At 40.4% G+C, this 19,370-nt stretch carries 22 protein-coding genes, 1 pseudogene and 1 riboswitch; of the genes and pseudogenes, 3 read left to right on the plus strand and 20 right to left on the minus strand.

Features of this window, described 5'->3' with window-relative positions; all coding sequences use genetic code 11:
• Positions 1–221 precede the first annotated feature (221 nt).
• From DOT_RS27920 to DOT_RS18840, 16 genes are all read right to left on the minus strand, one after another.
• Positions 222–536: a hypothetical protein gene (locus DOT_RS27920; protein WP_009622156.1), complete on the minus strand. Its 315-nt coding sequence runs from the start codon at positions 534–536 to the stop codon at positions 222–224.
• A gap of 496 nt (positions 537–1,032) precedes the next feature.
• The gene (locus DOT_RS18775) at positions 1,033–1,713 is read right to left on the minus strand and encodes a DUF6198 family protein (protein ID WP_009622160.1); all 681 of its coding nucleotides are present in this window, start codon (positions 1,711–1,713) and stop codon (positions 1,033–1,035) included.
• Between the two features lie 575 nt (positions 1,714–2,288).
• Entirely contained in the window at positions 2,289–2,672 is a 384-nt protein-coding gene (locus tag DOT_RS18780) for a YiiD C-terminal domain-containing protein (protein ID WP_009622168.1), read from the minus strand.
• Between the two features lie 470 nt (positions 2,673–3,142).
• Complete coding sequence (locus DOT_RS18785; RefSeq protein ID WP_009622170.1) at positions 3,143–3,835, minus strand: aspartate/glutamate racemase family protein; 693 nt, start codon at positions 3,833–3,835, stop codon at positions 3,143–3,145.
• Between the two features lie 300 nt (positions 3,836–4,135).
• Positions 4,136–4,579, minus strand: coding sequence for a C-GCAxxG-C-C family protein (locus DOT_RS18790; protein ID WP_009622172.1), 444 nt, complete (start codon positions 4,577–4,579; stop codon positions 4,136–4,138).
• A gap of 347 nt (positions 4,580–4,926) precedes the next feature.
• Entirely contained in the window at positions 4,927–5,052 is a 126-nt protein-coding gene (locus DOT_RS32485) for a hypothetical protein (protein ID WP_282433474.1), read from the minus strand.
• Positions 5,053–5,336: 284 nt separating this feature from the next.
• Complete coding sequence (locus DOT_RS18795; protein ID WP_040412853.1) at positions 5,337–6,629, minus strand: radical SAM protein; 1,293 nt, start codon at positions 6,627–6,629, stop codon at positions 5,337–5,339.
• A gap of 38 nt (positions 6,630–6,667) precedes the next feature.
• A complete protein-coding gene (locus tag DOT_RS18800) occupies positions 6,668–7,699 on the minus strand; it encodes an NAD-dependent epimerase/dehydratase family protein (protein WP_009622179.1) in 1,032 nt (343 codons plus the stop codon).
• Entirely contained in the window at positions 7,692–8,996 is a 1,305-nt protein-coding gene (locus tag DOT_RS18805; RefSeq protein ID WP_009622182.1) for a beta-ketoacyl-[acyl-carrier-protein] synthase family protein, read from the minus strand. The genes DOT_RS18800 and DOT_RS18805 overlap by 8 nt, the downstream gene beginning before the upstream one ends.
• Before the next feature lie 174 nt (positions 8,997–9,170).
• The gene (locus DOT_RS18810) at positions 9,171–10,172 is read right to left on the minus strand and encodes an AIR synthase related protein (RefSeq protein WP_009622184.1); all 1,002 of its coding nucleotides are present in this window, start codon (positions 10,170–10,172) and stop codon (positions 9,171–9,173) included.
• Positions 10,173–10,180: 8 nt separating this feature from the next.
• Positions 10,181–11,152: a diacylglycerol kinase family protein gene (locus tag DOT_RS18815; protein WP_009622186.1), complete on the minus strand. Its 972-nt coding sequence runs from the start codon at positions 11,150–11,152 to the stop codon at positions 10,181–10,183.
• The gene (locus DOT_RS18820; RefSeq protein ID WP_009622188.1) at positions 11,149–12,324 is read right to left on the minus strand and encodes a pyridoxal phosphate-dependent aminotransferase family protein; all 1,176 of its coding nucleotides are present in this window, start codon (positions 12,322–12,324) and stop codon (positions 11,149–11,151) included. Before DOT_RS18820 ends, DOT_RS18815 begins: the two co-directional genes overlap by 4 nt.
• Positions 12,311–12,562 carry an acyl carrier protein gene (locus DOT_RS18825; protein WP_009622190.1) on the minus strand — a complete coding sequence of 84 codons (252 nt, stop codon included), beginning with the start codon at positions 12,560–12,562 and terminating at the stop codon, positions 12,311–12,313. Before DOT_RS18825 ends, DOT_RS18820 begins: the two co-directional genes overlap by 14 nt.
• 18 nt (positions 12,563–12,580) lie before the next feature.
• The gene (locus DOT_RS18830) at positions 12,581–13,789 is read right to left on the minus strand and encodes an NADH:flavin oxidoreductase (protein WP_009622192.1); all 1,209 of its coding nucleotides are present in this window, start codon (positions 13,787–13,789) and stop codon (positions 12,581–12,583) included.
• 125 nt (positions 13,790–13,914) lie between these two features.
• Positions 13,915–14,952 carry a UbiA family prenyltransferase gene (locus tag DOT_RS18835; protein WP_242833868.1) on the minus strand — a complete coding sequence of 346 codons (1,038 nt, stop codon included), beginning with the start codon at positions 14,950–14,952 and terminating at the stop codon, positions 13,915–13,917.
• Positions 14,900–15,358, minus strand: coding sequence for a helix-turn-helix transcriptional regulator (locus tag DOT_RS18840; RefSeq protein ID WP_009622196.1), 459 nt, complete (start codon positions 15,356–15,358; stop codon positions 14,900–14,902). The genes DOT_RS18835 and DOT_RS18840 overlap by 53 nt, the downstream gene beginning before the upstream one ends.
• Before the next feature lie 213 nt (positions 15,359–15,571).
• Between DOT_RS18840 and DOT_RS18845 the strand changes: the two genes are divergently transcribed.
• From DOT_RS18845 to DOT_RS18855, 3 genes are all read left to right on the plus strand, one after another.
• A complete protein-coding gene (locus DOT_RS18845; RefSeq protein WP_009622198.1) occupies positions 15,572–15,973 on the plus strand; it encodes a hypothetical protein in 402 nt (133 codons plus the stop codon).
• Positions 15,974–16,180: a helix-turn-helix transcriptional regulator gene (locus tag DOT_RS18850; RefSeq protein ID WP_009622200.1), complete on the plus strand. Its 207-nt coding sequence runs from the start codon at positions 15,974–15,976 to the stop codon at positions 16,178–16,180.
• Positions 16,181–16,250: 70 nt separating this feature from the next.
• Positions 16,251–16,907: a DUF975 family protein gene (locus DOT_RS18855; protein WP_009622202.1), complete on the plus strand. Its 657-nt coding sequence runs from the start codon at positions 16,251–16,253 to the stop codon at positions 16,905–16,907.
• Between the two features lie 91 nt (positions 16,908–16,998).
• Here the strand turns inward: DOT_RS18855 and DOT_RS30660 are convergent, their stop codons facing one another.
• From DOT_RS30660 to DOT_RS30665, 4 genes and pseudogenes are all read right to left on the minus strand, one after another.
• A complete protein-coding gene (locus DOT_RS30660) occupies positions 16,999–17,154 on the minus strand; it encodes a hypothetical protein (protein ID WP_009622204.1) in 156 nt (51 codons plus the stop codon).
• A 182-nt stretch (positions 17,155–17,336) separates the two neighbouring features.
• Entirely contained in the window at positions 17,337–18,482 is a 1,146-nt protein-coding gene (locus DOT_RS32490; RefSeq protein WP_009622206.1) for a methyl-accepting chemotaxis protein, read from the minus strand.
• Positions 18,483–18,497: 15 nt separating this feature from the next.
• A complete protein-coding gene (locus DOT_RS18865; RefSeq protein ID WP_009622207.1) occupies positions 18,498–18,935 on the minus strand; it encodes a chemotaxis protein CheW in 438 nt (145 codons plus the stop codon).
• Between the two features lie 69 nt (positions 18,936–19,004).
• Positions 19,005–19,086, minus strand: a riboswitch (cyclic di-GMP riboswitch).
• Positions 19,087–19,133: 47 nt separating this feature from the next.
• A pseudogene (locus DOT_RS30665) lies at positions 19,134–19,370 on the minus strand (hypothetical protein); the annotation flags it as partial.

Below are 19,370 nucleotides of genomic sequence, written 5' to 3' on the forward strand. Positions count from 1 at the left end.
CTATAAATCTTTATACTAAATATTCCGCATATTTCCTCAATCCCCTTCTAACAAATGAAATATTCATGAAACAACAAGCAAGCCAGACCTTACTATTCCCACAATCACCCTGTCACTCCAAAAAGACTATGCACCTTCTCAAACTTGCTGATACCAAGGCTTTCAGAAACTATAAATATAGCACTATTACGGTCTCAACGTGTTCTGTCCGCTCAAAAGAGCTATAAAATACCACGGCAGTTCAAGCAAAACCTCCGCCTAAAATCCCCACACGCAATTCGACTCATGGCGTCGGAGGCAACCTTAAAAAAGCTATCATGCAACCAGTCATGTTCTTTTCCTTGCTGAGCATGTCGGATTATAAAGAAAAACGCGAAAAATTCCAACGCTAACACGGCAAGTAATATAAGTCCGTAAAGTACATACGATACCGGCTCTGACGGGCGGCCTATTATTTTGTAAATCAGCATAGTTAGAAAATACCCCGCCGTGAACGCGCCAACAAACTTCGTCTGTGGACTTATCAAATATAACATAAACGACCGCCATATTCTCTGCAAGCATAGATGGCTGCAATGTTTTGAAATAGTACTTATCACTTGCCAGAAGCTTCTCCTTATTTTCCATCCAGCACGATAAACACATAGAAACCCAAACTCCAAGCCAACGATTGCAACTCCGAGAGCATATATAGTCCAATTCGATTTTGATAATTCCAGTAAAAGATTTTTCTTTTCACTAGTAACAAAATACATAATTATTGAACAAATCATAGCTATTAGTTAAGTAACAGAAAGCGAAGCAAACGAATTGATATTTGTTGGTGTTGATTTTGCACTGCTGTTGTAAATTGCATTTGCAGCAACAACAATCAGAATTGGCCATAGCATATTCCACATAGCATAAATCTCCCGAAAAAATAATAAGCCGTATGCAAGTTAGCCTCGCATACGGCAGGTGCTCATCGATGATATATAACATCAGTCAATTATTAAACATTAAAAGACTATGGACTACAACAACAATTTCTTACTAAAAATATTTTCTTAAAGGAAGAGCATCAATGAAATTCAGATGTTTTTCCATTAAATGGCTAATTGTGCCAATAATTCTTCCATTGACTAAGGCACATATTATCGTACCAAGCTTCACACCTTCAAAATGGAAAAGTCCAAAAAAAAGAAACGACAATATAATTCCAACCAGGCAGCTGAAACAGTCATATCCAATCTTAAAATGATTAATATTACTATGCGTCTTAATGGATACCTCCTTCACAAACAGCTCATACACTTCAGGTGCAATGTAAGTATGAAAAATGAATGCAACGCCAATAGCACATAGAACTAAACCAATAATATAAAATTCGATACCTGTGGCAAAAGTTGAAGTGTCGATATTAGCAACCAGCGCCATACAGCCGTCAAGTGTAAAACCGTAAATGATTGCTGTGACAAATGAAAACAAATAGGATACCTTAAACTTTCTTAAGGTTATAACCATGATAACAAGAAGGACTACCTGTAATGAATACTCTGCCATTCCGAAGGTCACGAAAGTCCAAACCTTTGATAATTTCAAATAAATCAGATATGCCGGAGCAACCACCATGGAAATACCCATGTTGGCCTTTTCCATAAAAGCGGTTCCAAGTGCCAAACCGGCAATGCCAAAAAGGTATGCTAATTCTGTATAAAACGTAGCTTTTTTCATATTTCCCCCCAAAAAGAAAATACACCATTACCTGTTTGATATAGAAACAGGCAAAGGTGTTTAATTTCTTTATAATACTTTATTTTTGTCGAATTGCAAAGTAGAAAAGTTATGTTGTGTGAAAAAGATTCATCGCAACCTTCGTTTTACACAGATAATATTTGATATATCGACCCTCCAAATTTCTGTTTACCTTTATGTCATCTATGAAACGCCTGTTGATGAATTGAATGCCAATGAAGTAATGCCAACGTGCGTGGAACTGCCACATCGGACTCGAAAGAAATTCATAAATGAACGGAACTCAAGATTTCTATAAATAAATAACGGGGCAACCCCAAAATTTCTGTTCTTCGGAGTTTCCCCATTATTTACAAAAAGAGACGGTAAGGTGTGAGTCAAGACCACCCTGCCAACACTATTTTACCTAATAAGTACTATCTTTGAATTGTTGTAGGCTATGGGCATAATATATAGAGTTTTAACTACTTAACATGCTCAATATCTGGCACCCACTTCTCCCCGAGCATAGCATTATTCAATGTTAGCAAGAATGCATTAGCTTAGATCAAAAGCTAACTAAAAACTACATATTGTCCTTCAAATTTTGATAATAACTTATTTTCATCTTTGCAATACACATTCAACTTAATTCGAGCACGATTGAATTTGTTGAATGTGTATTGCAACTTTTTTATGTCATGTTTATTATCTAGATTGCACTCTGCTATGAAGTTCTTTTCAATAGGAAATAGATATTCAATATTACTCCTTTGGATTACAATATGTGAATTTGAAGAAAATTCTTTAACATTAGCAAAAACAACACCCCATCCGCATAGCGTCATCAAACTATTAATACTACCCGCAAATGCAGTACATTTATGATTAAAGTTAGGCTCTAGCCTAGCCAGCATTTTTACACTGGAAGGTTCGAACTTAATAACCTCGAACTTCATTTTCTTCAGTTATTGGTATTTGCTCATACAAAAATTGTTGAAATGTTAATTCGTCCATAATTATCCTCCAACTTTAAATGTATCGAACCTAATCTGCATAGCTACGCTTTCCGCCATGACAAACAAACTCTTTGTCCTCCATATGTCCTTAGGTAATTGTAATTGGTACCAGGTACTAATCCGATTATTATTATTTTACCATGTATTCCATATTTATCAATGCGGTCCTATTTATTTGAAGACATGACAAATAACCAAAGCACCAAAAAGCTCCGGTAAATAAATATATTTAGTCTAAATTCAACTGCGTCCCTTCACAATAACCACCCAACCCAACTCATGGGACCTTCTTGTTAGAAAGAATCAGTACTTGCTGTTGGCTAGGCTTTATCAAGGCGGTTATTAAAACCACACGTTCTTCTTGAACTCAAGGCGCAAGGCGGGGGGATTTATCCATACAGTTATGTAAATTACTCATTTAGTGCATAATCTGCTGCAGCATCCGCATGTAAAAGCGCCGTGTCATATATTGGCAAAATACTGTCTTTCTGCTTGATCAGAAGACCTATTTCTGTGCATCCCAGAATAACTCCTTGTGCTCCTCGATTATGGAGTGAATGGATAATGCTCTCGAAACATTCACGTGATGAAGGTTCGATTTTACCTAGAATCAACTCTTTGTTTATAATTTTATGGATTTTATCAATTTGGTCCTTGTCGGGAATCAGGACATTGATACCACGATCCTCTAACATCTTTTTATAGAAGTCCTTTTCCATGGTAAAGCGTGTGCCTAATAAGGCAGCTATTTTTATCTCATCCCGAAGGAGCCGATCCGCTGTAACTTCTGCTATGTGTAAAAAAGGAAGATTAACTGCTGCTTTGATTCTTGGTGCCACAATATGCATAGTGTTGGTAGCTAGTATTATAAAATCAGCCCCACCCATTTTCAGTGATAACGCCGCTTCCGACAAAATGTCGCCAGCACGATCCCAATCACCATTTTTATGAACATCCTTTATATCCTGATATTGAATATTATATAAAATACACTTTGCGCTATGATATCCACCTAATTTTTGGTTAATGTAACGGTTTATTTCAAGATAATAGGTAGCCGTTGATTCCCAACTCATTCCACCAATCAAACCGATAGTTTTCATTTCTATTATTCCTTTCCTGCTAACTCGCACCTACATTTTACAACACGCCCCCCCCACAGAACCCCGTACCACGCAAGACACTTACTTGACCGCTGGTTAGGCTTTATTATTTAATATCAAGCTTTCGTTCATGAACATGTCAGTTCACAGGGAGGAATGAAAATACCCAAAGCGAGTCGTATTTTCGTAAGAAAACGAATGTTACAGCATGTATCTGCCCCGGCGGTGACTACGCTATGAATTGGATGCACTATTTCCCTTATGTAGATACTTGTCAAACCACAATAAATAGAAACCTCATTACTCGGATACCTCTAATAATTCTTCTATTATTTCAGACGAATCTCTGACGAACTTGGGACAAAGTATGCTGAATAGTTGCTTTTCTTTTACACTATCCAGATCTTCCGGAACACTAAGATCAAAACCTAGCAAATCCTTACATTTTACAGAGCTATTTATAGCTTTAAATCTTTTGGTAAACTCTTTAACGAGATCGTAGGTTTTATCTTTTGCAGCATTATCTTCAATATTGACTTTTCCATATTTCAAACCAATCAACATTATGGCTCCTGTTACCGCTCCGCATGTTTCACCGATATATCCCATACCAGCCCCGAAACCACAAGCAATTCTTTTGGCCATTTCCTTCTCTAATCCTAAGTCATCACAGTATGTAGAAAATACAGCTTGAGCACAGTTAAATCCTGATGAAAAACATTCAATAGCAGTATCCGATTTCATCAAATGACTCCTTTCAAATCTTCTATATTTAGTATATCTTTGCCCCAAATGGCATGAGACCAAGTTGAGCAAATTTAAAATGCTGAAGTCCAAATAAGTTCATCAAGTACGGTTCGGTGGCGCCCATAACGCTCCGGTGAGTGTAATATGTTCTAGTAACAACTTTTTAGCTATCTTCCTTCACCACGAGCACAAAGAGCATTTACTCCAGTGAAAAGGTCCTGGTAGAAATGCCCTACTTTGTTCCAATAAAATCCATTAAGAAGCCAACCCTACTGGCCCAAAATTGGGGGTTGATCCCAGTCTGGTTGGCCGGTTACTTCGCGAAGCGTACTATAGAAGGTCGGCTAGATTGCTTTTCCAGCTTCATAAGCTTTTAATAAAAGTTCTTTATTATTAGCTGCTGTGTTGGGGTCTCTGCCGCCCGTTAGTAAAATGGTATTAACTACATTTAAGCCAAACATCTTAAGCATAGCTTCATTGGTTTGAATGGTATCTCCATTCTTTAATTAGTGTTATATTATACTACCACATAATTTCTCATGGTAATAGATATGTGTTTAAGCACTATTAGTGCTTAGATAAAGGAATGGTAAAATTTAATAGGCGAAATGTTCCTGGGGAAACATTTTCCAAAACCAATATATTGTGCTAAGCATTACTGGTTGCCACAATATATTGTGGTGTGTATTCTATCGAGGCGAACGATGCTTTTAACGTGCTCCGTCCACGGAAGCAGATAGATCCACGCCCTAAACTACTTAATCTTCTCCAACCTTTCATACAAATCCGTTCTTCTCCCCCGGTCCCAAGAACTGTAGATCTTTTCTGACAGCTCGGGAGGAAGCGGTAGGGACTTTAGATTATTCTCCAGATAAATTTTATGAATCGTTTTAGAGCAGCTTTCGCATAAATAACAGTCTCCACCCCAGGCGAAGCAATCGCGCATTTTTTGATAGATATCCTCGAAATTATCCACCGCGATATTACCAAAAGATATGTTTAGAAACTCACAGGGCTGTAAATCTCCCTTGGCATTAATATAAAATCGATCGATGCCACCGGCCGTACAGCCGAAAACCCCTTTGTCTTCTTCAATTATCTGGGCCGAAATGGCTGGATACCCTGAGAACTCTTCCTGCAAATTGTATTGATTTACCTTAGTCTTAATATAAGCAAGGTCCTCTGGAGAGAACACAATATCTCCTTTTTCCAGCCACCCTCCTGCTGGTTTGGGCTTAATTATCTGGATCAGACAAGCTTTTAAGTCCCTGACTAAATCCATAATTTGTTCGAAGGTCCCGTTATAAAAATCGTCTCTCATAAGGCAGATATTAAACGCCACGGGCAGACCGACATTATGACACATCTTGACTCCGTCCAGCATAGTATTCCAGGCTGAATTACTCCCCATAAACCGGTTGAAAGAATCAGCATCGGGGCTGTGCAGGGAAAACATAATAGCTGTCACGTTCAAATAGTTAAGTTCCATAAGCCTTTCCCTAGTCATACCAGCACCCGTGGAATTTATCCAGATTTCTGACCGAGCATCAATGACTGAACAAACCCTCTTTAATCGATCAAAGACCAAAAACGGCTCTCCACCCTCAATATTAAAAAAAGCAATCCCCATCTCTTGAAGCTTGCTTACTGTCCTGATCAGAGTCTCTATCTTGACATCCTGACCTTTATCAAGTTTCTGGTAACAGTAATTGCAGTTATAGGGGCAGGCGGACGTAATCGATAATAAGACCGTTGTACAGGGCATTTTTTCCGAGAATTGACTAAATTTTTGACAGGCAGTGTAAAAAGCCGGGGATGGAAAACCTGGTACATAAAGTCCTAACCTAGTCTTGCCATTGATTGTGACAAATTTATTATGCTGCATCCTGGACAAAAAAAGTAACAGCCTTTTTAAGAGAAGGATAAACCGTTTTAAGGATATATCCCCTTTCCAAAGCACCGGGATATAATGAAAAAAGATCCTTACTTTAAGTTTCAAGTTCAAGACTGTTTTTTGCCAATGGGTAAGATAGCATACCTTAATCACGGACCAACCCCATTTCAAATCCTATAATGAATCTTCTTTTAGATCAGACCTTGTTCTTTATACCATGAGACCGTTCGTTTAATACCTTCCTCTAGGCTGAAGGAAGTTCTGAACCCGAGAATCCGGCTAGCCTTTTCCACTGAAAACTCAATATTGTCATAGAACATATTTACCCTTCCCCTAGTCAGAAGCGGGGGGCTCGGGGAATTAACAATAGTGTATAAAAACTCCATGAGCAAAGCGACGGGATAGGTCAGGGCCTTGGGAAGATTGCCTGGCTTTTTTAGTCCTGCCTCAGAACAGAATAATCGATAGATTTTGTCCATGCTTTCAACCTGTTCATTCCCGACAAGGATGCAGTTTAGACCTGCCAGCTGTTTGGTGTAGGCCGAGACATAAGCTTTAGCTAGGTCTCCTGCATAGATGACATGGAATTTATTCTGCTTTGCTCCTGGTACCAAGGGAATTCCAGCCTTGGCAGTTTTGAGGTATTCATAAAACCCTCCGTTCAATTCCCGCTCTCCATAGACCCAAACTGGCTCTATAATAGTCAGGTTTAAGTCCAGCGTGGCTGCAAAGGCTAAGGCCTCTTTTTTGGCTAGAGCTTTGGTATCACGATAGTAATTCAACTTACAGGGGAAAAGGTGGTCTCCGAAGTAGCGGTAATGAGAATTATAGGGCGAGCTTTCATCTTTAACGATAGGACTATTCTCTTCTCCATAAACGGAATTGGAGCCTGTCATGAGGATGTTTTTAATTCCGGCCTGAACACAGGCCGTCAGTACATTGATTGTGCCCGTTACATTAGTCTGATAAAAATCATCGTAATCCCCCCAATCGGCTACTTTGGCAGCATTGTGAATAACCCAGTCATAGCCGATGAAAGCCGTGGTCAAATCCCTGGTATTTTTGATATCACCGATCCTAAACTCTACGGGTAGCCCTTCTAGGTTAGCAGGGCTGCTGCCCTTTCTGATCAAACAGCCAACCTGGACCCCATTTTCGCAGAAGGCTCTTGTAATGTGACTACCAATAAATCCTGTCGCTCCCGTAATCATGACTTTATTCATTATCGTCATACCTCTTCAGAAGAATTAAAGCATTATGCCCACCGAAACCGTAAGAAGCTGAAAGAGCATAGTTAATCGAAGTTGCAAGGGTCTCTAGAGGAAGATTTAGATTATTTAAAGGGGCAGACGTTAAGTTTCCATGGATTCTTGACTCTTTGATGGATAGGGCCATGACTGCCACCTCAAGAGCACCGCTGGCTCCGATGCTGTGGCCCAGGATACCCTTAGTGGAATTGATATATGGTTGAGCATTTTTAGATCCGAAAATTCGTTGGATTACTTTGGCTTCAATGTCATCGTTGGCAATTGTGCCTGTACCATGGGCATTTAGATAGTCCAGCTTGATTCCGCTGGTGATCTTCTGAAGAAGGCAAGAGATACTGTCCCCGGAGGGATCCATTTGGACAATACTGTAAGCATCGCTACAGGATTCATACCCAACAATCTCCGCATATATGTGGGCCCCTCTTTCTCTGGCCTTTTCTAGTTCCTCTAAGACTAAAACGCAGCCGGCTCCTTCATTAAATAGAAACCCACTTCTCTCTTGGGAGAAGGGCTGAGGCCTCCCGTCCTTCGCTCTCGTGAGGGTTGACAGCATGTCAAAGCCCCTCATAATTCCGCCGTTCTTTTCTACTAAGGCTTCAATGCCTCCCGCTAGAATTACATCACATCTGCCGGATAAAATAGTTCTGTAGGCCTCACCCAGGGCATAGCTCCCCGAGGCACAGGCCGCATTAAGAGTATAACTGAACCCTTTAAGGCCAAATAGTATCGATATCCAGGCGGCAGGAGAATTGGTCATCAGCATCGGAATAACCATTCGGTTGTAGCGGGGTTTGTGAGGATTAAGATCAGATCCCGATCCAGAGCATGATGCAGATGCAGAGTTATCAGTCTCAGCCGTATGGGCGGAGTAGGCTTCTAAGGCAGTCTGAAGACTACTCATCCCAATGCCCATTATGATACCAGAGTCTTCCAGACCCTCAACCTGCCAGTATTTCTCAGCATCACTAATCTTAAAGCCCGCATCCTCCAAAGCCAGCATCGTGCATAGGACGGAGATTTTCGAGGACTCCTCCATCAATCCTTCAAGTGATTTATGGATTCCAAATTTGCTCAAGGTAAACTCCGGTTTAGGTACGAAATAGCGGGATTTGAAGGTATAGTTCAGCTCATAACTATTCGGGATTTCCGCTATACACGTTTTTAAGGTAAAAATACCTGTAGAGAAATCCTTTTTACCAATCCCTATGGCTGTAGCCGGTCCTAGTCCGGTAATTACAACTCTTCGTTGCACATTGTCCCCCCTTAATCGAGGTTCGAAATTGGAGGTTCGAAGTTCGAGTGCTTGTAGTCTTTCGGGTCTCAAATGAACTCATTCAGCTAAAGCTGAACATTGTGACTTCATGAGGAAGGTCTATAGCACAAGTCATATTCATTCGCTCTTAGAGTTGTTAGGGCAGTTGGAGGTCTAACTTAAGAAATTTACGACAGCTTGCAAATAGTCTTTAGGATATGGGAAATCTCTAGCACTTAAAGCGTAGGTGGCTAAATCAATTTCCCTACCTCTCTCCTGAAGTGATTTTGTGCCATCTTCTCTTACTTGACCGATTTTATAGAACTTCAAGTTGTTCTCCTGGGCTTCATTTAAAAACTCTTCTTCAGCTTCTTTTCTTAGAGTAAAAAGCAATTCGTACTCTCCGCATTCACCTAAGAACAGCAGTTCTTTAGGTACGTTAAGGGCCTTCGCCAGTAATAAGCCACTTTTCACATAGGGCAGGTTGCCTACGACAAAACCCGTCCCGCTCATCTCCGAAACAGCCTTGAGGGCATTAAAGACTCCATCACTGGTATCAATGCAGCAGCGGCTGTGTTGTTTTATCATCTCTGCCTCTTGGCATCTCAGTGGAAAGGGGTTTTTCCATCTCCTCGTTAGATGTTTGACTAAGGGATTTTCGGCGTACAGAACTAGGGCGGCTTCAACATTCCCTCTGCCGATTGGGCCAGTAATAAAAATTCCGTCTCCATCGGTTGCCCCACTTCTTAACAGAGGAGGACCCTCCAGATCCCCAATAACCGAACCTGTATAACGCCAGGTCTTAGAGATCCCAAAATCCCCTCCGATAAAAACAGCCCCTACTTCCTTGAGCACTTCAGCAATTCCGAGAGACAATTTTTCGACATAGTCCTTCGTCCAAGAATTTTGCATAACCAAGCTATGGGCGTAATACTTAGGTTTTCCCCCTGAGGCCCAGATGTCGCTAATACTGCCGACTGCCATGTTCCAGCCTAACACAAAGGGATCCTCTACCCGAAATAGGTCTTCTTGGGAAAACTCATCTAGATTATACAGAAGACTTCGGCCATGAAAATCGACGATTTCCGAGTCGGCCTCAAAGAGCTTATTCCGCTGGCTGGCACACCTAGGCAAATGCTTATGGATAACCTCAATCATTTCTTTTTCTTTACTCATCAAGAACCTCACTCACATATCAAGTCTAAGGGGTCTTGGGCAGTTTCAATCAGACAAGGAAGAAACCCTCTGGGATCACCATCAAACTCCAATTCGGGATTTCTATTGTTACCGTATACTTCGATCGAAGAGGCGTATTGGAGGGACATGGTCTTGTTATTGGTAAACCTCTTTCCGCTGTATAGCTTCCTGATCACACCGGCCCAATTAGCAACTCTTAGATCCTTAATAAGCAAGGTATAGAAACGGCTGTCCTCGAGGCTTAACTGGTTATTCACTTTAATTCCTGAAGCTATGTAAGTTGTCTTTCCTACAGCGATATTGTAAACATTTTTGAGAACCTGTTCTTGTCCGTCAAAACTAACTGTAAAGTTACTGGGTTGATACTTAAGCAAAGATTTAAATAAGGAGACAAATGTCCCGGCGAAATCGCCAATATAGTGTCTGATCCCACTATTAGCCCCTCTGGCTATGGAGGCCCCCAGACCGATATTGGCACAGCAGGCAAAATAGCCCGTTTGGGCATGTCCTCTTTCGTTTCCCTTACTTAGAGGCAGACCCTCCAACTCTATGTCACTGACACTGGTATAGGTTATTTTACCTATGGGAATTTTCTCACTTTTTCCCGCAAGAATTGTGTTAAGAGCCTGCTCGATGTCCAGCGGTACATTATAGCTCTTACATAAGTCAGGGCTGGAACCGGTGTGAATTACACCCAGCTTGGAATTGGAAATTCGATGGCCCAACGTATCATAAAACCCATTAATTACCCGGTTAATCGTTCCATCTCCCCCTACAGCAACGATGATATCATAGCCCAATTTATTCCCTGTGACGGATAGGGTATAAGCATCATCCAAGGCGTCTGTGAGTTTATAGTCAAATTGAAGTCCGTTGTCATGAAAGAAGGCCAGGATTGTCTTAATCTTTTCCTTGCTTCCCCCTCCAGAACCGGGATTTATTATTAAAAAATAGTTCATGGGCATCCGATCCTTTGGATAATTTCCGCGGCTTCGGCCACTGAATCTTCGCTGAGATTGGCTCCAGCAATCAACCTTACCCGTCCATCATTGATCGGGACGGAGGGCTCAATGAACGGGGTGGAAAGAATCCCTTGGTCATAAAGCATTTTGGTCAGGATAAACGTTGCTTCTTTACTGCCGCATTGAATGGAATTAATAGGGGCCTCACCTGGCAGCACGGTAAATCCTCCTTTAACCAAGCTTTGATAAATTTCTTGTTGATAGGTAACGAGCCTACCTTTAAGCGCTCCGAATTCAGAATGAATAATGTCCAGAACTGCTTCGGTGCCAGCCAGAACTGCTGGCGATAGGGCTGTAGAATAAACTAGGTGAGGACAGTAATATTTAAGATAGTCGATCAGTCTTTTTTCGCCACTGATCATACCACCTGAAGAAGCCATTGCCTTTCCTAAGGACGCTGTATAAATCCCTCGGTATCTGCTTATCCTCTGCTCCTCAAGAATTCCACGCCCTGATCCCCCCAATACACCTATGCCGTGGGAATCATCAATCACCGGCAGAGCCTGGTAGTTCTCACACAATTGCACGATTTCTTTAAATGGTGCAACACTGCCCTCGGTAGAAAATACCGACTCGGTCACAACAAAGACCTGCCGATACCCTGCTGAGCGCTGTAAAATGCCTTCGAGATGCTCCAGATTATTATGAAGAAAGGGCCTGATTTTACAGCCAGCCGCTTTGATTCCCTGGATCAAGGAAGAATGAGCACATCGGTCAACTACAATCAAATCCTGGGGGCCGGAAATAGAACTAAATAATCCATTATTAGCCTGGTAACAGGTCGGGAGAAGGATTGTCTCCTCCAGGCCAACAAAGTTCGCTAATTTTCCTTCCAACCTTTGGTACAAATCGCTGTAGCCTGTAGCGATGGGTGTGCCGCAGAGTGATACGCCATATTTTTGGACAGCCTGTACTGCAGCCAGCTTTACCCTCTCGTCAGTTGCCAGGCCCAGATAGTTGTTGGATGCCAGGTCAATCATCGTTTGTTCGTTCACTAGGATTATTTCATTCAATCCAGAGTCAATTCGCTGGTAATAGGGATTATGACCGGCAACCTCGACCAGCCGCTCATCCAGGCTAAACCGGTTATAAAACTCATTCAAATACATGTCTATAATCTTGTATCCTCCTAGCTCTTAGCTTTATGACAATATCATTGACAGTAACCACATCTGAAAAATCCTCATCAGATAAGGTTGTCGCAAATTCATCCTCTAGATCCCCCAGAATCATCAGTAAGTCTAATGAATCCACATTCAAGTCTTCACGCAAACGACTCTCCAGGGTTATTTGCATATACCTTTTGTTTAAAATGTGTTTTAAGGTAGAAATTACTCTGTCTTCCATTTTAGTTCAGGCCTTTCATTATGAATTAGAGTATTTTTGGTAGCAACGTGTTGGTTGATCGGAATCACACATAATGGCACAAACATTACAATTGATACATTGGGCAGAATAGTTCAAGTCTTGCTTTAGCTTTTCAGCCAGGTTCGGTTCACAAATAAAGGGTCTGCACAGACTGATAAAATCGGCAAAGCCATTTTCTAGACACTCCCTCATCTCAACTCCCTTCCGGAAACCTCCCACACTAAGAATGGGGATAGTTGTTAAGGCTTTGGCTATTTTGGCGTACTCAAGATTATAAGTAGGCGAAAACGGTTTGAGTTTTACCCTCATCAAACAAAATATCAGAGAGTTATGAAGTATTTTTCTTATACCATGGTTGGTTTTGAACACTGGGTTATGCCGTAAGAGCACTTTGCTGGGTATTTCCCCGCGAAAGATATTCAAGGCATGATCCATCGTCCCATAACTGATCTCTAAGCCATCGACTTTTTGAGTATCAAGGAATCGTATCAGATTGCCAAACTGTTCAGAGGTGAATTTGGTAAAATAGTCATCATCCCCACTTACCTTGACCAACAGGGCAAAATCATAGCCACAGGTCTTTCTGATCTCCTGGATAACCAAGCCCAGAAATTCAGTACCGATTCTGCTCTTAGCATCAATGCCAAATTCATCGGTTCTACAATTGATTGACGGCAGCAGAAACTGGTGGATAAGGTAGCCATGGGCAGCATGAACCTGAACACCGTCAAATCCGGCTGCTTTAGCATACCCTGCTGCTTCGGCAAATCGTTTGACCAGTGCATACACTTGTTCTGTAGCTAACTCCCGAGGAGAACCCCTGAAATATAAGGACTTTTTATTAGACACTCCCCAGACATCCTGCCCTGTTTCTTTTTTCCTGGTCTGTCTCCCAGTGTGAGCCAACTGCATAAAAATCTTACAGTCGTATTTATGAACCTCATTAGTAACCGGCAAAAAGTATTGGACCATTTCCTGACGATCTATTCTGACCTGACCAGGCTGCATCGCTTTTCCTTCGGACGAGATATACGCAAAACCTGTAATGATCCCTCCCACGCCTCCTGAGGCTAAAGTCTTATACAACAGGCGGTATTCTGGGAGTGGATAACCTTGATGATCAGCCATACCCTCGAAGGTTGCTGACCGGATAAGTCTGTTTTTCAACCGGCAGGGGCCCAATGTTGCTGGTTCAAATAATTTCATAACAACCCTCCAATTCGATATTCGATGTTCCTAGTTCGTGGTTCGAATATCTAAGCTGAATTTAGCCCTTGAATAAGTTTATCGAAGCTTCAGCTCAAGTTAGACGCCATAGGAAGAAGGTTTGCTTATGCTTTAGGATCAGTGTGCAGGTCAAATAGGAATCCTACAAACATATAGGAAACTATAAAAAGGATCATGGCCAGTTCTGTGTTAAATAGAGCGATGAGGGTTGCCTGGCCACAGATGCAGGCTCGAAAATTAGTTGCCAAAGAATAATAAGTTCTCTCTCCCTGGGGGTTTTTATAGAAGAGATACCCCGTCCACAGTTCCTGAAAAAACGTTAGTCCAGCTAGGATAAGGAACATAGTGTTGACCCTAGCTTCAATAGAATGATTAAAATATAGTGACGCAAAGATCGCTGCGGGAAGAAAAGCAGAGATTGCAGCAAGATACCTGGATTTTTCGATCCCCAGCAAAACGATTAGCGTCCGTTTTTCTGTGGCCTTATCCCCTTCATAGTCTTTGAAATAAGTATAAAAAGTCATCAATCCGTTCATCACAGCTACTAGGATTAACACCGAAACCCGGCTGGATGTAAAATACGGGGACTGAGTTGGGCCTGCTGCCAGAAACCCGAAGGCCGTACACATGGAAATCATCAGTCCAAAGCAAAGGTTACCGAAAATGCCATAGCCTTTGGCGTACTCATATAAGATGTTTAAAACTATTCCCCCAATGGCAGGAATAAGGGCAATTGGTTCCAGATACAGATATGTAATCAATAACATGATGATCAGCAGCGCACCCGTTAAGAGCAAGGCTTTTCCTGGATCCAGTTCACCGGTAACCATCGGACGGTGAGGCGCATTAACCCTGTCCTCTTTCAAACCTAAGTAATCATTGATAATTTGGTTAATCCCCCAACTGAGAAACAGCATGCTCAATACTAATGCTTTTTTTTCCGTTGCCGGAATTATTTCCACTGTCTGAAAGGGAGATTTCGCAATATATTCATAAAATGCCATCCCGATCCAACCTGAAATTCCGGTTACAAAAGCGTAGTAAAGCCTCATCGATTTGATGTAAGCCCTAATGAATTTTACCACTTCATCAAACCCCACATTCATCTGAAAGCTCCTGGAGTCTCGTTTTGATAAACTCATAATCAAAGGAAGAACAAATTCTCCTATCCTGATCATCAAGAATCCGATAGTGCTCAGAGACGATATTCTGCTGGATTCGAAATTTATCAGTCCCCTTAATATTAATCCACCAAACCTTTCCCCCCATGGTTTTTTCCTTACGTTCATAATCATTAAAGGCTAAAGAAAGGATAATATCTTGTGGGTCCCCTCCAAAGGTCATCTCCAATATTTCACTATTTCTAAAAATTGTACATAGGGCTACCGAACCCGCCCAACCCAGAGTAGAGCGGCCTTTTTCAATCTGAACAAGGGTTTTCTTGGATATACCCAAAATGTCAGCCATTTTATCCTGTGTAAACTGATTTTCAATGCGAATTAGTTTTAATTTTGCAGAGGATTTTTGTATAAAATCAAGTCTGGTCATATAAAGCAACACTCCTTGAGTGTAATTTTACACTATCGGTGTCATTTGTAAACAAGGTAATTGCATGATGTCAAAATTAAATAGCAAAAAAGATGCCTGTCAGGCACCCTTATTAGGTCAGGTTTTCACCTTATCAAATTGACATCACAAAGCAAATGTTATATATTTATAACATAGTATTAGATTTATATAACACTGAAAGGGGTATTCTCGATGACTAGCAAAATTAAGTTCGTAACCTTATTATTAGTTTCAATATTAATTGTTATCGGCACTATCATCTTTTCCATGAATTTATGGTTACTTGGTAAGAGCACAGAGGCTACAATACTCATTTTAGTGATGATTTTTTTGGTAGGGACTCTTTCAGTATTGCTCAGAAAATCCTACAATGATCTAAAAGCTGGCTTACCCAGTGGCGACGAAAGAACCTACAAAATCAGAATGTTCTCAGCTGGCTATGCCTACTTCATTTCTCTGTATATCTGGATTGTACTGCTTGCCTTTCATAAATACTTGGATAGCGACGATTTATTAATGTTTGGTTTACTCGGGATGGCAATTTCATTTGGTGTTTCCTGGTTATTTATGAATAATAAAAAGGATCTTGAATAAATGAAAACAAGGATAAAGGAACTTAGAGCACGATTTGATCTAACCCAAGAACAATTGGCTAGAAAAGTTGGTGTAAGACGAGAAACGATTGTCTTTCTTGAAAAAGGGGACTACAATCCCTCACTTAAGCTTGCTGCGAAAGTGGCGCGGATTCTGAATTCAACGATTGAAGAGATCTTTCTTTTTGAAGACAGTGATTTAGAGTAGATTTCTACTGCTAAAAAGTCTGAAAACAGTGTATAATTCGTTATCTATAAAATTCAAAGGAGGCGAAAGTATGCCACAAGAAAGCTATGATTTAAAACGCCGGGCTAAAGAACAGTTAAGTGGCAATTGGACCCAAGCGGTTATCGTATGTTTTATTGCGTGGCTTCTTACGCAGGCCTATGCAAACGGAAATGAGATTCAGAGCATACGAAATGTATGGCAGAATGGTGAACTGATTAGTGTCCCTACGACCAGCCACTCCTCAGATCTGGGTGATTTAGTGTCCTTCATTTTAACAGGTCCCGTAACACTCGGTGTAGCAGGCTATTTCGTTAAGCTGATGAGAAATGAAGGACCAGTAATCAAGGATATGTTTGGCGGTTTTAAATTTTTCCTTAAAACGTTTGTCCTGAATCTTTTAATTACTATTTTTACGCTATTATGGATGCTACTTCTTATTATACCAGGAATTATTGCCATCCTAAGATATTCCATGGCCTATTATATTCTGTGCGATAACCCTCAACTCAGTGCCTTAGAAGTCTTAAAACAAAGCAAACTCATGATGGCTGGCTATAAATTTGACCTATTTAAGTTATGGTTAAGCTATTTAGGTTGGTTCCTTTTGGGAATAATAACACTCGGTCTAGGGTTTTTGTGGGTGATTCCTTACTACAATACTGCTTTAGCTAACTTCTACCAGGACTTGAAAGATTATGGGAATTAGTTTGAACACTGTATTTAATTCATTGGAAAAGTAACGATTAATTGAGGTAATAATTTTATTGTTTTCACCCAATACATCCTTAAGATTTATATCAATTAAATCTTAAGGATGTATTGGGTGAATCAATATCATTTACTTTAATACCTTGATCTATTACAGTTAGTCGATCATTTTTTGGTAAATATTTCATAGTGATTGTCTTTGAAGGAGCAAAATGAAAATTTCCGCCTAAACCATTTATAGCCATATGGACCCTCCTTGATTAGATATTTTATAATGACCTAAATAGATAATCGTCAGATAATTAATAATTAAAGAAATATTATTTCTCTAAAAAGTTTAGCCCCATTTAAGGGACTAAACTAAATTTGAGAACTCCATATAAACTAAACAATAAGAAGTAATCCCCGCCATTTCTGGTACGAGCTTCTATAAAGTCTTAGCTATATTACTTAATTCCCCAGACATTGAAGTTATTTCCTCAATGCTCGCGGTAATCTCTTCTGAAGCAGCAGCTTGTCCCTGACTGGCATCCAATGATCTAGTACTTTTCTCGCTTGCCTCACTAACTTTCTGTTTTATTATATCCGTCAATTGTTTAATCTTGGGAACTGTGCTTTTAGATTGTGCAGAAAGTTTTCTGATTTCTTCGGCAACAACTCCAAAACCTCTCCCCGCATCCCCTGCTCTCGCTGCTTCTATAGCTGCATTTAAGCCTAGCATCTTCGTCTCATCCGCTATTTCTTTTATGAATGCCGATATTTCATTAATCTGTTCAGAGATATTGATAATCTCATTAATATCTGAATTTAGAATTTCCTCATTGGAATGTATCACTGTAGCCGATGTAGCCAGTTGCTGTATAGCTGCAGCAATACCTTCAAGGCTGCTTTCCAGATTACCAGACATTTCACGCAGTGTAACAGCAGTTTTCTTGGGCGTAACAATTCCCAACGTTGCAACAATATTTTCGTTATCATCATACAATGGATAATTAGCTATATTAAGAGGCTCACCGTATCTTGACGCATCAATCTCTTCTATAATAGGTTGTTTTGAGTGGATAACCCGATAAGCGATATCCGTTTTATCTAATTCATAGCCAACTGGGATTGACGGCATATCAAATTTTTCTGAAGGCTGTGTATAAGCAATTTTAGTTAAGTCCGACATATATAAAAATGCCCCTTCATGAAACATCTCCGCTAATATCGGGGCAAAATCTTCAAAAGCAGCAGCTACAGGATGCAATTTAGGAAGAGCTATAGTGAGGGCGCCTACAGCTTCACTATTATCATCGATTACCGGTATTGAAACGATTGATACTCTTTTTCCATAGACCGTTCGAGGGATATCTTGGGTTAAAACCTTTTTTTCATGTATCGCACACATTGTCGTTGTGTCATCACTCAATTTGTTGCCAACTGTAAAAAAGTCAATCGTAAACGTATCAGATGCTTTTACCCATACAAACTCGTTTTTATCTACTAATCCAAACACAACCCCACCGGGTATTAAATTTGCCAAGAATTCGGCCAAAGTTTTACACGACTCAATACCTTCTAAAGCTATCATATTAATATCTCCTTACTATTTCATTAATAATTCCGATTTCATTTTTAGGCCATTTAATAAAAGAATTAAGCGTTCATTGATTCGAGCTATTCCTTGTATGCGGTTGCTGTTAAGACCGGATATCTCACCGCTCAACCTCTCTATTGCTTGCTCCTCGATCTTTATAACCTCTGAGACATCATCAACAATAATCCCCAGTAAAGAATTCTCTAAATCCAGTATTAGAAGACGGCTATCAACACTTCGTTCGGTTTGCTCAAAACCAAACTTAATTTTTAAGTCAATGATCGGGATTACCCTTCCTCGTAAATCAGTGACGCCTTCGATATATGAAGGCATATCAGGCATTTTAGTAATCCGCTTTGGAATACGGATTATTTCTTGAGCAAAACCAATTTCGATGCCATACTCTTCTTCCCCCAGCTTAAAGACAACCAGTTCTATTGAACTCACATGAATTACCTCCCTTCAAAAAAAAGTCGCCAGGCGAAAGGCTTGACGACAAAGACGTAACTGCTATTATGTGGTAACCCGGCTATCTTCAGCTTAATGAAGACCCGTGGCTTTGCGTCCTTGGCTCTCACCAAGTTTGCCTTTATCGTTATATGTTGATACATATTCTGACCCTTTGTCAAATTACATATGAGCAAATTAAATCCGCCAAATACCCCCTTCTAACTCTTCAGATTTACAATCTTTGTCTTCTCGATTAGCCCATACGAAAACTTCTCGTTTCTCTAAAAGTTCCTTTATGCTATTAGTAATCTGTTGTCCCTTACCCAACAATAATACTCCAAATTCATCAAAAAGATCTTCAGTCGCTGTCGTTCCTATAGTTGAATATGGTTGTACTTTCTCAACAACCAATTCATTAATTTTCTCTCCTTT

The organism is Desulfosporosinus sp. OT (assembly GCF_000224515.1).
Taxonomy (GTDB): Bacteria; Bacillota; Desulfitobacteriia; order Desulfitobacteriales; family Desulfitobacteriaceae; genus Desulfosporosinus.

Bases quoted from the DNA above. Each gene is read 5' to 3' on its own strand.
- DOT_RS18855 (WP_009622202.1), top strand. From the start codon at position 16,251: ATGCCACAAGAAAGCTATGATTTAAAACGCCGGGCTAAAGAACAGTTA.
- DOT_RS18820 (WP_009622188.1), bottom strand. From the start codon at position 12,324: ATGTATTTGAATGAGTTTTATAACCGGTTTAGCCTGGATGAGCGGCTG.
- DOT_RS32490 (WP_009622206.1), bottom strand. From the start codon at position 18,482: ATGATAGCTTTAGAAGGTATTGAGTCGTGTAAAACTTTGGCCGAATTC.
- DOT_RS18840 (WP_009622196.1), bottom strand. From the start codon at position 15,358: ATGACCAGACTTGATTTTATACAAAAATCCTCTGCAAAATTAAAACTA.
- DOT_RS18825 (WP_009622190.1), bottom strand. From the start codon at position 12,562: ATGGAAGACAGAGTAATTTCTACCTTAAAACACATTTTAAACAAAAGG.
- DOT_RS18835 (WP_242833868.1), bottom strand. From the start codon at position 14,952: ATGAGTTTATCAAAACGAGACTCCAGGAGCTTTCAGATGAATGTGGGG.
- DOT_RS27920 (WP_009622156.1), bottom strand. From the start codon at position 536: ATGTTATATTTGATAAGTCCACAGACGAAGTTTGTTGGCGCGTTCACG.
- DOT_RS18850 (WP_009622200.1), top strand. From the start codon at position 15,974: ATGAAAACAAGGATAAAGGAACTTAGAGCACGATTTGATCTAACCCAA.
- DOT_RS18810 (WP_009622184.1), bottom strand. From the start codon at position 10,172: ATGAGTAAAGAAAAAGAAATGATTGAGGTTATCCATAAGCATTTGCCT.
- DOT_RS18800 (WP_009622179.1), bottom strand. From the start codon at position 7,699: ATGAATAAAGTCATGATTACGGGAGCGACAGGATTTATTGGTAGTCAC.
- DOT_RS32485 (WP_282433474.1), bottom strand. From the start codon at position 5,052: ATGCTTAAGATGTTTGGCTTAAATGTAGTTAATACCATTTTACTAACG.
- DOT_RS30660 (WP_009622204.1), bottom strand. From the start codon at position 17,154: ATGGCTATAAATGGTTTAGGCGGAAATTTTCATTTTGCTCCTTCAAAG.
- DOT_RS18815 (WP_009622186.1), bottom strand. From the start codon at position 11,152: ATGAACTATTTTTTAATAATAAATCCCGGTTCTGGAGGGGGAAGCAAG.
- DOT_RS18830 (WP_009622192.1), bottom strand. From the start codon at position 13,789: ATGAAATTATTTGAACCAGCAACATTGGGCCCCTGCCGGTTGAAAAAC.
- DOT_RS18775 (WP_009622160.1), bottom strand. From the start codon at position 1,713: ATGAAAAAAGCTACGTTTTATACAGAATTAGCATACCTTTTTGGCATT.
- DOT_RS18785 (WP_009622170.1), bottom strand. From the start codon at position 3,835: ATGAAAACTATCGGTTTGATTGGTGGAATGAGTTGGGAATCAACGGCT.
- DOT_RS18790 (WP_009622172.1), bottom strand. From the start codon at position 4,579: ATGAAATCGGATACTGCTATTGAATGTTTTTCATCAGGATTTAACTGT.
- DOT_RS18780 (WP_009622168.1), bottom strand. From the start codon at position 2,672: ATGAAGTTCGAGGTTATTAAGTTCGAACCTTCCAGTGTAAAAATGCTG.
- DOT_RS18845 (WP_009622198.1), top strand. From the start codon at position 15,572: ATGACTAGCAAAATTAAGTTCGTAACCTTATTATTAGTTTCAATATTA.